Genomic DNA, 12,221 nt, shown 5'->3' with positions numbered 1-12,221 from the left:
AAATGTTAAACAAAGGAGTGTTAAGCATGAAGATATATAGCCATGAAAATCTAAGTCTACATAGACCACTCCCTTATTTCTCTTATGGAAAGATGCATGAGCCGTTAGAGATACCAGAGCGCATGGTCGAGTTTTTAAAAGCACCAGCAGCGTTAGGGTTAGAGGTGACGACCGTTACCGATATTGGCATTGGGCCTATATTAGCGGTTCACGATTTTGGTTATGTGGATTTTCTCAAACATGGCTATGATGACTGGATAGCAGTCGAGGAAGACTTGGGCGCGCAGGTACAGACGGGGATTTTTTTGCCGTATGACAATCCCGGTATCGGTATCATGGCAAAAGCAGCAAAGTATCAAGCGGATGATAGCGCGCCTATCAGCGAGCATTCTTGGACATCTATTTATTGGTCGGTGCAGACTGCACTCAATGCAGCTGAAGCATTGCTGAACGATGATTTGTCAGATACCGAGCGTGCCGAAAGTCATATACAGCTTTGCTTCTCACGGCCTCCTGGTCATCATGCTCGCAAAAGCGCCGCTGGCGGATTTTGCTATCTAAATAATGCAGCCATCATTACTGAACATCTGCGGCAAAAATATGCAAAAATCGCCATCATAGACACCGACATGCATCACGGACAGGGTATCCAAGAGATATTTTATGATCGCAGCGATGTGCTTTATACCTCGGTTCACGGTGACCCCGTTAACTTTTATCCCGCCGTGACAGGGCATGCGTTTGAAAGGGGCACAGGCGTGGGTGAAGGCTATAACATTAACTTCCCGATGCCACATGGCACCGATGAAGCTGGGTTTTTTGAGTATGTTGATAAATCTATTGAAGCGATAACGCTATTTGACCCTGATGTCATTGTGCATGTCTTAGGTTTTGATGTTTACGAGAACGACCCAGAAGCGAGATGTGCGGTGAGTACGCAAGGATTTAAAATATTGGCACAAAAGATAAAAGCGTTAAACAAACCACTGATTGTTTTAGTCGAGGGCGGGTATTACTTGCAAAAGCTCAATGACAATTTGCAAGCATTTTTATCAGGGCTTATTTCAGAAGATTAACAGTTATCACCAAAATAACTGAAAGAGTTTGAAGTAAGCAAGAAACTAGCAGCGTTTTAACTTTATTTATTATCGATAAAACCCAAACGCTGCTCAATTTGCTGCGCTAATTCAATCAGAACAGCACTGACCTCAGCACGCTTGGACTCATATTCGCCTTGCAAAAAGCTAACTGCCATACCCGCAACGGCATTGCCTGACGCATTGCGAATATAAGTACCCAAACAATACATCCCTTCGCGCAGTTGCCCATCATCGAGTGAGATGCGACTGTTTTGAATGGCGGTCAACTCGGTGGACAAATCGCTAAAGTTATCAACACCGTGTTGGGTAATAGGTGCGGGGAAACCGGTAGCGTAGATAGATTTTATACTGTCCATAGAGAAGGTTGAGAGCATGGCTTTGCCGGTAGCAGAGAATACTGCTGGTACGCGAACACCAGCGCGAAAGGTAAAGCCAAGCGGGGCAGGAGCTTCATGACAGGCTAAAAATACCACTTCACCTAAATCAAGCTTAGATAAAGTAACTGTATGTTGAAGAAGAATCGGATACTGGACAATGAGGTCTTTAAATAACTGGATGACGCCTTGCTGCTGTTCATACTTACCCGCCCAATACATCAAATAAGAGCCTAAATGAAAGCGGCTATCGCTGTCTTTATAGATGACATGCTTGGTCAAAAGACTTTGCAAAATATTGTGGGTTGAGCTACGTGGTAGATTGAGCTCTTTAGCAATATGAGCTGCGGTTAAAGGCTGTGAGCTATCAGTAATTAAATCTAAAATCTGAAAGGTTTTGTCCAAGGCAGGAACGGCAGTTGAGCTCATAAGGAACCTATAAAAGTCAGTAAAATTGGGAAAATATAAAAATAACGCGATAAATCATCATTAAAATGAGAATAGGGGTTGCAAATAGCTGGCTATCATTCTTATAATGATGTCTCATATATAGAATAGATGTTCAGTATATTGAACACTTAACAAGTTATCAATAATTATTTAAATCATAACCTTCTATTTATTGTCATTCACTTATCGCTATAAATCTGCGAATCCTATTTGCAAACCTCAATTGACAAGGAGCGTCACAATGTCACAACTGTCACAGTCTACGCTACAGCTATCGAACCCAGATCTACTTAAACAGCAGTGTTTCATCAAAGATGGCTGGCATGCCGCTAGTGATGACTCGACTATTGATGTGAGCAATCCTTTTAACGGCGATATCATCGGTACGGTACCAAGCCTAACGACCAACGATGTGAACGACGCGGTTACCGCCTCTCATGAAGCCCAAATCACTTGGGCAGCCAAAACCCCAAAAGAGCGTGCTGATCTACTACAAAAGTGGGCAGACCTCATCGATGCCAATAAAGAAGATTTGGCTATCATTATGACCGCTGAGCAAGGCAAACCTTTAAACGAGTCGCGCGGTGAAGTGGGCTATGCCAATAGCTTTATCCGCTGGTTTGCCGAAGAAGGCAAGCGTGTTTATGGCGATGTTATCCCTGCCAATCAGTCACAACTGCGCCATGTCGTCCTAAAGCAGCCCGTTGGCGTTTGCGCGGCGATCACGCCTTGGAATTTCCCAGCAGCGATGATTACTCGTAAAGCCGCACCAGCATTGGCAGCAGGCTGTACGATGATTATTAAACCTGCGACTGAAACGCCATTTTCTGCCTTGGCACTGGCTGCCTTGGCTGAGCAAGCAGGTATTCCAGCAGGCGTTATCCAAGTAGTGACGGGCAAATCATCAACCATTGGCGATATCCTAACGGGCGATGCACGTATTCATAAGCTTTCATTCACAGGCTCTACCGAAGTCGGTCGTACCTTGATGGCTCAATGTGCGACAACCATCAAAAAACTGTCGTTAGAGCTGGGCGGTAATGCGCCATTTATCGTCTTTGATGACGCTGATCTGGAAAAAGCAGCTGAAGGCTTAATCGCCTCTAAATATCGTAACGCTGGTCAAACTTGTGTTTGTGCCAACCGTGTCTATGTGCAAGATAGCATTAAAGATGAATTCTTAGATGTGTTTGTGAAAAAAGTCGCTGAATTAAATGTCGGTAACGGCATGGATGAAGGCGTGGATATTGGTCCTTTGATTAATCAAAAGGCGCTAGAAAAAGTGCAAGCGCTACTCAAAGATGCTTTAGACAAAGGCGCGACGCTTATCGCTGGCGGCAGCACCAATGACGCCTCAGAGCTTACTTACAATCCAACGGTCATTACCGATATCAGTGCTGAGATGGATATCGCGCACGAAGAAATCTTTGGCCCTATCGCCACTATCTTTACTTTTAAAGATGAGGCAGACGTTATTCGTCAGGCCAACGATACTATCTACGGCTTGGCTGCCTATTTCTACAGTGGCAATTATGCACGTTCATGGCGCGTTACCGAAGGTCTTGAATACGGCATTATTGGTCATAATACGGGTCTGATTTCTACCGAGGTCGCCCCATTTGGCGGTGTTAAGCAGTCTGGCTTTGGCCGCGAAGGCTCAAAATACGGCATCGAAGAATATGTCGTGACCAAATACTGGTGCTCTGACGTCAGCTAATCGTTTAGCGACATGCGCTCTCTTTTAAGGTTTTAATTGTCACACCGTATCGAACGGGATTCAGCACCATGAATCCCCTTTATAGCTAGCAACTAATAACTGTTAACTATTAGATAAACCATTCCTCAAAACCGCCATTCAATCATTGGCACTTATGTTAAAAATAAAGAAAAGGACATTCCCATGACGACTACCAATAAATCACTACTTGAGCGCCGTAAAGCTGTGTTACCAACAGGACTTGGCGTTGCCTATCCCATCTTTGCAGAAAAAGCCAAAAACTCAGAAGTTTGGGATGTTGAAGGCAATCGTTATATTGACTTCGTTGGTGGTATCTCAGTACTGAATACTGGTCACAGCCATCCAAAAATTACCCAGCGCGTGCATGAGCAACTTGACAAGTTTACCCATACTGCGGCGCAAATGATCAACTATGAATGCTATGTAGATCTTGCCGAAAAACTTTGCGAAAAAGCGCCTATCAGCGGTGAGAAAAAAGCCTTCTTTTTAACCACTGGTGCAGAAGCGGTCGAAAACTGTATCAAGATTGCTCGTGCGAAAACTGGTCGCCCAGGTATTATCTCTTTCGTTGGTGGTTGGCATGGTCGTACTTTAATGTGCATGAGTTTGACAGGTAAAGTGCTGCCGTACAAAAAGAACTTTGGTCCAATGCCAGGCCCTGTATTCCATGCGCTATTCCCAGCTGAAGAGCTAAATGTCACAGAAGCACAAGCGCTGCATAGCCTTGAGATGATTTTCCAAGCGGATATCGATCCTAGCGAAGTGGCGGCGATGATTATCGAGCCAGTACAAGGCGAGGGTGGTTTCCATCAAGTCACCCCATCATTTGCCAAATCTCTACGCGATATCTGCGACGAACATGGCATTGTCTTGATTTTTGATGAAGTGCAGTGTGGTTTTGCCCGTACGGGTACGTTGTTTGCCACCGAGCAGTTGGGCGTTGAGCCAGATCTAATGACCAGTGCTAAGAGCTTGGCAGGTGGTTATCCTATCTCTACCGTTATCGGTCGCGCCGATATCATGGATGCGCCGCAAGTCGGCGGTTTGGGCGGTACATACTCTGGTAACCCACTGGCTTGTGTGGCTGCACTCGCTGTCATGGAAGTTATCGAAGAAGAAAACCTACTTGAGCGCAGTATTGAGATTGGCGACAAAATCGAAGCTTTCTTAAAGGGCTTAAACTTAAGCAGTATCGGTCATATACGCCATAAAGGCGCCATGCTAGCGTTTGAGCTAATCGATAGTGATGGCAAGCCTGATGTGGAAGCGACTACTAACCTAAAAGCCAAAGCGTTTGAGCAAGGTTTATTATTAGCGTCTTGCGGTATGTATGGCAACGCCATTCGTGTGATGGTGCCATTGACGGTTGAAGATGAAGTGCTCCAAGAAGGTCTAGATATTATCAAAGGTATCCTAACCGCTTAATAGGTATTCAGTGTTTATTTATAGTGAAATACATCACTTTTAATCAAGCCTCGATCTTGGTTAGAAGGTTATCTTTAATAGCACAGCAAGATTGCCCATATGGCACTCGCTTTGAGTACATTTTTTACAACGGCGCCTTGCAAGTCAAGACGCCGTTGCTGTTTGTACTATTTGAATATGAAACAAGTAGTGCCGAACAGCTTGGATCAAAAGGTATATATGATAATTATGATGGGTACTATCCCACTAAACAAAAAATAGTGTGACCGTCAAGGGTTAACACGGATGACACACAGACAAGGAGCAGGTTATGTCTGAATTAAAAAAATCGTTAGGGACGCTAGATATTATCGCCTTAGCATTCGGTGCTATGGTTGGTTGGGGCTGGGTAGTCTTGGCTGGTGGTTGGATTTTATCTGCCGGGACGTGGGGCGCAATGCTGGCGTTCTTGATAGGCGGTTTGGCAGTGATACTGATTGGTGTGACGTATGCCGAGCTTGCCGCATCGATGCCGATTACGGGCGGTGAGCATACCTATACGCATAGAGCACTGGGGGTAAATGTCTCCTTTATCTGCTCATGGAGTATTTTATTTGGGTATTTTTCGGTGGTCGCGTTTGAGGCGGTTGCCTTGCCGACAGTCGTAGAGTATTTTATCCCCAATTACAATCAAGGGTATCTCTGGACCATCGCTGGTTGGGATGTTTATGCCACTTGGGTGGGCGTCGGGATGCTAGGCTCAGTCATCGTCACTTGGCTAAATATCCGCGGTATGGAAGTCAGTGCGTGGTTCCAAAAGACGGCCGTATTGGGCATCTTATTTGTTGGTACGTTGCTGTTCATTGGCGCAGTCATGTTCAATCCTGAAGGCTCAAACTCAGTGCAAGCACCTGCATTCATCGGTGGTATTGGCGGTATGATGGCCGTTATTATCATGGTGCCGTTTATGTTTGTCGGCTTTGACGTTATTCCGCAAGCGGCAGAAGAAATTGATTTAACGCGTCCCAATATTGGTAAATTTTTGATTTTATCGATTGTCGTTGCGGTAATGTGGTATGTGGGTATCGCTTGGAGTGTTGGCACGACCTTGCCACTCTTACAAGCCGAAAACTCAACGCTCGCCACTGCGGATGCGATGACCAATGCTTGGCATGGCAAGTGGGCAGGTATTTTATTAGTCATTGGCGGTGTGCTTGGTATTTTATCAAGTTGGAATGCCTTCTTGATTGGTGGTAGCCGACTACTTTATGCCATGTCAAAAGCACGTATGTTGCCCGCATTTTTAAGCAAGCTACATCCAAAGTATAAGACGCCGTCGAATGCCATTTTATTGATTGGTGGTTTGGCGACTCTAGCACCCTTGTTTGGTCGTAAAATGCTGGTGTGGATCGTAGATGCTGGTGGTTTTGGTATCGTTATTGCTTATACCTGTGTCGCTATCTCATTCTTAGTACTTCGCTACCGCGAGCCTGATATGGTACGCCCATTTAGAATACCAGCAGGTAAGCTCGTTGGTATGGTCACGATTGCGCTAAGTTTTGGAATACTCATGCTGTATATGCCAGGTATGCCATCTGCACTAACCCCTATCGAGTGGTGGATTTTCTTTGGCTGGACAGTCTTAGGCATTGCGTTATATGGCTATGCAAGGGTGAAGTATCCAGGTATTAGCGAGTCAATTATGGCAGAAGAGCTACGTGAATTAAAAATCGTCAATCAGTTGTGGTTAAAAGACAACCCACCTAAGCAATAGTTTTTTTGATGGGTTATTTTTAATAAAATTGTCCTACAAAAAAAGCCTAACAGTCAATGTTAGGCTTTTTATTTTTCTAAAAATGACTCTATCGATTACGACTTATCACGAATCAATTTATAGTTTAAAAACTCAGTAATACCAAGGGTGCCAAGCTCGCGACCAAATCCTGAGCGTTTAACGCCGCCAAACGGGGTATTGGCTTCGCTACCAGAAGGCGCATTGATAGTGACCATACCGACTTCTAATTGCTCAGCAATCTCAGCGGCTAGCGCAGCATCTTGCGTTTGGATAGAAGCGCCAAGTCCGAAAGGCACATCATTAGCTATCTTGATGGCATGATCGATATCACAAGCTTTGTAGACGACCGCCACAGGACCAAATAGCTCCTCACGATAGACAGCCATGGATTCAGTTACATCTGTCAATACCGCAGGCTTAAACCACGCACCCGGCTTGTCTTTGACCATGCCGCCTTCGACCAATATGGTCGCGCCTGCTTGAATGGCGCTATCGAGCTGTTCTTGCAAGTTAACTGCGGCTGCCTTTGAAGACATTGGACCAATGAAGGTATCTTCATTAAGTGGATCAGCGAGTGCCATATTGCTTACGGCATTAGTAAACCCTTCAACGAATTTATCATACACAGATTCGACGACGATAAGGCGTTTGGCAGCATTACACGCTTGTCCTGTATTGCCAAAACGACCAGAAATAGCCCCTTTTATAGCTTGTTCGATATCAGCATCAGCTGCAACGATAAAGGCGTCTGAACCGCCAAGCTCTAGCACGACTTTCTTCAGCGCGCCGCCTGCTATTTTAGCAACCGCTTGCCCAGCTCGCTCAGAACCTGTTAGCGAAACGCCTTGTACGCGGCTGTCTTCGATGATTGTTGCCGCTTGCTCATTGGTGGCAAACACATTGTTATAGACACCCTCTGGTAAACCAGCATCTTTTAGGATATCAGCGATGGCTTCTGCAGTCTTAGGACATTGCGGCGCATGCTTTAGAATAACGGTATTGCCTGCCATAAAGTTTGGTGCGACAAAACGTGCCACTTGATAGTGCGGGTAGTTCCACGGCATGATACCTAATAGAGCGCCCACAGGACGTTTTTCTACCGAAGCTGACCCTGAATCAACATCAATGGTACTAGGTGCTAGTAGCTGCTCAGCGTTGTCTGCATAATAGCGATAGATATCGGCAACTAGACCGATTTCACCTTTTGCTTGTGCAACGGGCTTGCCCATCTCATTGGCAACGATGCGAGCCAGCTCGTCTTGACGTTCAAGATAGATATCGGCAATTTTATGAAGTATGGCACTGCGCTCACCCAATGAAACCTGACGCCAATCTTGATAAGCGGTATCGGCTTGTGCAATAGCGTTCTGGATGTCCTGCTCAGTTGCCGTAGGGTAGGTGGCTTCTACTTCGCCAGTGGCTGGGTTATTAACTTGATAATCGCTCATAGCTATGTCCTTTATTCTAAAATATTATTGGGTTGAAAATCCATTTGGGTCTATATTTTTATGCGCGTGCTTTTAATTGATGATTTTAGTTAATGCTTTTAATTGATGATTTTGGCTGCTGCTGCGTAATACAGTGAATATTACCACCGCCAAAGACAATCTCCTTTGTGCGTACTCCCACTACTTGATGCTGAGGAAATACTTTTTCAAGCTGCTCGATGGCTAATGAATCATTTTCATCATCATATTGCGGTACGATGATAGCCTCATTACAAATTAAAAAATTGGCATATGAAGCGATACAAACATCGCCAGTATGACGCGCCTTGGCATCGTCAGACTGCTCAATATCATAGTTCTCAGGTAAAGTAACAGGTTGCTTGGTACAGCAAAGCTTATGGACTTTTAGGCGGCGACCTTTGGCATCGGTCATATTTGAGAGCTGCTCATAGGCTTTTTGCGTTGCTTTATAAAACGGATGCTCAGAATCATCAGTGTATAAACAAACCACTTCACCAGGGCGCGCAAAGCAGGCAATATCATCAATATGACCAGTGGTTTCGTCAGGATCGATACCGTCATCAATCCACAGTACTTTTTGCACATTGAGATAGGCTTTTAACGTGTCTTCAATTTGATCTTCGGTTAGGTGCGGGTTACGTCCATGGCTGAGCAAACACATACGGGTGGTCAGAACGGTGCCTTCACCATCGACATGAAATGCACCGCCTTCCATCACAAAGTCATCCGTTCGATAGCGTTTGATATCTAGATGGTCACATAAGCGTTCAGCCAGCTTATCATCGTCATCCCATGGCGAGTATAGTCCGTCATAGTCGCCGCCCCATGCATTGAATGTCCAATCACAAGCGCGTAGCTCGCCTTTATCATTGATTAAAAATGTCGGGACAGTATCACGCGCCCAAGCATCGTTGCTGGGCACGGATATGACGTCGATGTCAGCAGGTAGACTATCGCGGCATGATTGATAATTATCAGGATTGACCAGTACGCCAACCTCACAAAATCTGTTGATTGCCAATGCAACATCAGCATAAGATTTCTGAGCAGGAGCGGCTTGCTGTCGCCAGTTATCAGCACGGTAAGGCCACACCATCCATATTTTTTGTATCGGCTCAAATTCTGCTGGCATGTAAAAGCCGTCTTGCTGTGGTGTTGAGTCAGTGATTAATCGGTTCGGTAATAATGACATATAGAGCACCTTATTTGACCATAGCGCGAGTGAGCTTGCTTGTTAACAAAATTTATCCATGAGTCAGCAACGTGCCATACATCGATGGACGACGATCACGGAAAACGCCCCATTGCTGACGTTCGATAGCCAGTTGATCTAAGTCAAAAGTCGTACTAAGTATCTCTTCTTTATCTTTAGATGCTTCTTGGATGATCTCACCGCGGCCATCCGTGATAAACGAGCCACCATAGAATTGCATGGTGCTGTCATTGCTATTTTGGCTGATGGTTTCAGTGCCAATACGATTGGCTGCTACGACTGGCATGAGATTAGCGGCAGCATGACCCTGCATACAGCGTTGCCAATGACCTTTTGAGTCGATGTCCAATGCTGGCTCATCACCAATAGCAGTCGGATAAAACAGTATTTCTGCGCCCATCAATGCCATGCTACGAGCGCATTCAGGGAACCGTTGATCCCAGCAAATACCGACACCGATTTTGGCATACTTGGTTTGCCAAACCTTGAATCCAGTATCGCTGGGGGTAAAGTAGAATTTTTCGGCATAAGGAATGCCATCTGGTATATGCGTTTTACGATAAGTGCCAAGTATCTCGCCATCGGCATCAATCACGGTCACGCTATTAAAAAAGGTATTGCCTGATTTTTCATAAAAGCTAATCGGTAATACCACTTCTAAGTCTTTAGCCAACTGCTTGAAGTGATTGATAGCTGCATTATCTTCGACTGAAGTTGCCAGTTTAAAATAATCAAAGTCATGAACTTGGCAGAAGTAAGGCGTCTCAAACAACTCTTGTAGCAAAATGATATTGGCACCCGCTTTGGCGGCTTTGGTGACCAAGTCAGTCGCAGTGGCAATATTTTGTTGTATATTCCAACTACATGCCATTTGAGTCGTAGCAACGGTAACATTTCGCATGATCTAAATCCTTATCGTATTTATTAGTGACTACCATATAAAAGGGCTGTTTTTATTGACTAACGAACCATCTCTCATTGCCCGTTAGTCAATGATTACAATAATAGCGCTAAGGTTGGCTTAAGCCATCATATAACCCAATCCTAAGAAGGTGACGACGGATAAGCCCGCGCCGAGCATGGCATAGGGGAACTGGGTAAAGGCATGCTGCATGGGGGAGCAGCCAGCACCTTGCGCGGCAAGTAGCGATGAATCACTAAAGAAGCAAGCATGACTACCAAATGATGATGCTGATAACAATGCGCCAATCATAAGGGGGGTGCTAACGCCTAGTGCAATAGAGATTGGAAAGACAATCGGCATGGCAAGGACATACAGTCCCCAGCTTGATGATGTGGCAAAAGTTAAAAAAGCCATGACGGCAAAAATTACGGCAGGGAAAATAATAATCGTCATATAAGGCGTGATAGCTTCAATCACATATGAGGTCATACCAAGCTCATCATTAATGGCTTTTAAGAAAAAACCGCCGATGACGGTTGAGAGCGGATAAAGCATGACTTTAAAGCCTTTAAAGATGGCTTCAACTTGCGTCTCAAAACTTAAAATGCCTTGCATCCAATAGACAACGACGGTCACAAAACAGGTCAATAATGCACCGCGTAAGAGATCGATTTCGAAGTAGACCGTCGAGACAATTAACAAAATCATTGGGAAAGCAAAGTTTGCGATATTGGCTTTGAACGATAGCTTACGCTTGGCTTGGACGTTTGAGATCAGTTGCTCTTCGACAAATGCTTCAGGAACAGGATTACCCGCTTTGGCGCGTGCCTCGGCTTTTTTCATCGGTCCCCAGTCACCCAAAATGCCATAGGCGACCAAGAATACAATCAAAAGTGCAAACCAAGCATATGCCATATAAGGAATCGCGCTGATATAAAGCCCAATACCTTCACCATCGCCAGCCACGCCGTTTTCTTCTAAAAGACCGGCAAAGTAGACCGCCCAAGTAGAAATAGGCACGATAATACACATCGGTGCGGCAGTTGAATCGACGATATAAGCAAGCTTCTCACGAGAGACGTTATAGACGTCAGTGAGTTTTTTGACGGAGGTTGATACGGCTAGACAGTTTAAATAATCATCAATGAAAACCACCACGCCCAAAGCAAAGGTGGCCAATAATGACTGACGGCGCGACTTAATGATTTTTTGTAGCCATTCACTAAAGCCATCTAGACACCCACTGATCTCAAGCAGCTGAATGAGACCGCCCATCAGACCACAGACGAGAACAATCCAAATAATGGTCTCATTACCTAGCACCATCGACATGTTGTCTGCAAAAGGGGAGACCAAATCAAAAGGATTGAGCATCACAAGGCCAGCGACACAGCCTGCGATCATGGATTCGAATGGTCGCCTAGAGACAATGGCAGTGACTAATACTAGTAATGTTGGTAGTAAAGATAAGGCGCCCCAAGATTGGTCTGGGGCACGGCTGGTAGATAGCCAAGCAAAAGCCAGATAGATGACGACGGCTACTATGACGGTGAGAAATACTCGCTTATTATGATACTGTCCTTCGACAGCATCATTGAGCTTCATGTTCATATTTACGCTCCCTGTAAAACCTCATTATTTTTTAAACAAGCTCTATTCTATGGTTGACGCGCGACAGACAGTAGCGAATCAATTGTCTATCGCGCCCTATCACAACAATCCGTTGCTATGATAGGTCACTGTAACGACCGCTTTTAAAATAAAAACACCTTAT

Annotated in this window: 9 protein-coding genes; 4 read left to right on the top strand and 5 right to left on the bottom strand. The window is 45.0% G+C overall.

The features are described 5' to 3' along the window. Positions 1 to 26 precede the first annotated feature (26 nt). Entirely contained in the window at positions 27 to 1,076 is a 1,050-nt protein-coding gene (locus C8D84_RS06320) for a histone deacetylase family protein (RefSeq protein ID WP_109590853.1), read from the top strand. A 62-nt stretch (positions 1,077 to 1,138) separates the two neighbouring features. Here the strand turns inward: C8D84_RS06320 and C8D84_RS06315 are convergent, their stop codons facing one another. Beyond that, positions 1,139 to 1,903: an IclR family transcriptional regulator gene (locus C8D84_RS06315; protein ID WP_055123914.1), complete on the bottom strand. Its 765-nt coding sequence runs from the start codon at positions 1,901 to 1,903 to the stop codon at positions 1,139 to 1,141. Between the two features lie 262 nt (positions 1,904 to 2,165). Here C8D84_RS06315 and C8D84_RS06310 point away from each other — a divergent pair, with 262 nt between their 5' ends. From C8D84_RS06310 to C8D84_RS06300, 3 genes are all read left to right on the top strand, one after another. Further along, on the top strand, positions 2,166 to 3,641 hold the full coding sequence (locus tag C8D84_RS06310; RefSeq protein ID WP_170108280.1) for an NAD-dependent succinate-semialdehyde dehydrogenase: 1,476 nt from the start codon (positions 2,166 to 2,168) through the stop codon (positions 3,639 to 3,641). A gap of 183 nt (positions 3,642 to 3,824) precedes the next feature. Then, positions 3,825 to 5,087: a 4-aminobutyrate--2-oxoglutarate transaminase gene (gabT, locus tag C8D84_RS06305; RefSeq protein WP_109590851.1), complete on the top strand. Its 1,263-nt coding sequence runs from the start codon at positions 3,825 to 3,827 to the stop codon at positions 5,085 to 5,087. A gap of 310 nt (positions 5,088 to 5,397) precedes the next feature. Beyond that, entirely contained in the window at positions 5,398 to 6,840 is a 1,443-nt protein-coding gene (locus C8D84_RS06300; RefSeq protein WP_109590849.1) for an APC family permease, read from the top strand. A gap of 95 nt (positions 6,841 to 6,935) precedes the next feature. On the opposite strand, the gene C8D84_RS06295 is transcribed toward C8D84_RS06300, so the two are convergent. The 4 genes from C8D84_RS06295 to C8D84_RS06280 form a co-directional block, all read right to left on the bottom strand. Beyond that, positions 6,936 to 8,309, bottom strand: a complete 1,374-nt coding sequence (locus C8D84_RS06295; protein ID WP_109590847.1) for an NAD-dependent succinate-semialdehyde dehydrogenase — start codon at positions 8,307 to 8,309, stop codon at positions 6,936 to 6,938. An 85-nt stretch (positions 8,310 to 8,394) separates the two neighbouring features. Next, positions 8,395 to 9,522, bottom strand: coding sequence for an agmatine deiminase (aguA, locus tag C8D84_RS06290; RefSeq protein WP_109590845.1), 1,128 nt, complete (start codon positions 9,520 to 9,522; stop codon positions 8,395 to 8,397). A 52-nt stretch (positions 9,523 to 9,574) separates the two neighbouring features. Next, positions 9,575 to 10,444, bottom strand: a complete 870-nt coding sequence (gene aguB, locus C8D84_RS06285; protein ID WP_109590843.1) for an N-carbamoylputrescine amidase — start codon at positions 10,442 to 10,444, stop codon at positions 9,575 to 9,577. A gap of 120 nt (positions 10,445 to 10,564) precedes the next feature. Next, positions 10,565 to 12,058 (bottom strand): Na+/H+ antiporter NhaC family protein, encoded by a 1,494-nt coding sequence (locus C8D84_RS06280; protein ID WP_020443104.1) that lies wholly within the window; start codon positions 12,056 to 12,058, stop codon positions 10,565 to 10,567. Positions 12,059 to 12,221 lie beyond the last annotated feature (163 nt).

Origin of the sequence: Psychrobacter immobilis, assembly GCF_003148585.1 — a bacterium.
GTDB classification, from domain to species: domain Bacteria; phylum Pseudomonadota; class Gammaproteobacteria; order Pseudomonadales; family Moraxellaceae; genus Psychrobacter; species Psychrobacter immobilis.
This window is presented reverse-complemented; position numbering and strand designations above follow the sequence as displayed.